The following is a 1,087-nucleotide window of genomic DNA, read 5'->3' as shown; positions in this document are numbered from 1 at the left end:
GGCGGCCTCCTCGGGCTCCTCGGAGGACGTGCAGGGTGTCATCGTCGTCGCCAGCGGGCGGGACGTCACCGGCAAGAACGGCATCCGCCAGCAGCTCATCGACGCGTGGAACCTGCGCCAGCAGCGGGCCAACACCGGTTTCAGCGCGCGGCTGGTGGAGCTGCCCGGCAGCGCGGACGAGCAGCGCAGCCAGCTGCTCGGCGCCCTGCAGTCCGGCAGCGCCGACTACGACGTGGTCAACCTGGACGTCACCTGGGTGCCGGAGTTCGCCGCCGCCGGGCTGATCCGCACGCTGCCGAAGGGCCTGGTCGACGCCGATGTCATCCCGTCCGTGGCCGAGACGGCGTGGTGGGACGGCGAGGTGTACGCGGCGCCGTTCAACAGCGACGTCGGCCTGCTGTACTACCGGCGCGACTATCTGCGGCAGGCGGGCGTCCACCCCGTCGAGCTGGGCGAGGACACGACCTGGGACGACCTGCGGGACGTGACCGACGCGCTGGACAGCCACCTCACCGCCGACGCCTACGACAAGGGCTGGACGACCCAGCTCGCCGCCTACGAGGGCCGTACGGTCAACGCGGTGGAGGCGTTCGCGTCGGCGGTCAAGGACTTCGCGCTGGTCGACGAGGACGGCCACTACACGGCCGACACCGCCGACTTGACCGCCGGCATCGGGGAACTGCGCCGGCGCACCGAGCCGCCGTACACCCTCCAGGACGCCGCCCACTCCGACGAGGCGGCCTCGGTGAGCGATTTCGCCGAGGGGCGTTCGGCCTTCCTGCGGCACTGGCCGTACGTGTACCCGACGCTGCACCGGACGTTCACGAAAGAGCAGCTCGGGGTGGCGCCGCTGCCCGGACGGGCGGTGCTCGGCGGGCAGAACCTGGCGGTGACGCAGGGCTCGCAGCGGGCGACGAAGGCGACCGAGCTGATCGAGTTCCTCACCGGCCGGGAGAGCGAACGGTGCCTGCTGGACGCGGGGTTCGCGGCGACGCGGACCTCGGCGTACGGCGACGGGGTGCGCTGCCCGGCCGCCGCGGCGGGGCCGTCGGCGTCACCGACGGGCGAGGGCGCCGCCGACCGGGTG

The 1,087-nt window shown here is 73.2% G+C and carries 1 protein-coding gene; it reads left to right on the top strand.

The window, feature by feature from the left end:
• Positions 1-1,087, top strand: a 1,087-nt coding sequence (locus N4P33_RS35425) for an extracellular solute-binding protein (RefSeq protein ID WP_399030721.1), incomplete at both ends; no start/stop codon positions are given.

Origin of the sequence: Streptomyces sp. 15-116A (genome assembly GCF_025290915.1) — a bacterium.
Taxonomy (GTDB): Bacteria; Actinomycetota; Actinomycetes; order Streptomycetales; family Streptomycetaceae; genus Streptomyces.
This window is presented reverse-complemented; position numbering and strand designations above follow the sequence as displayed.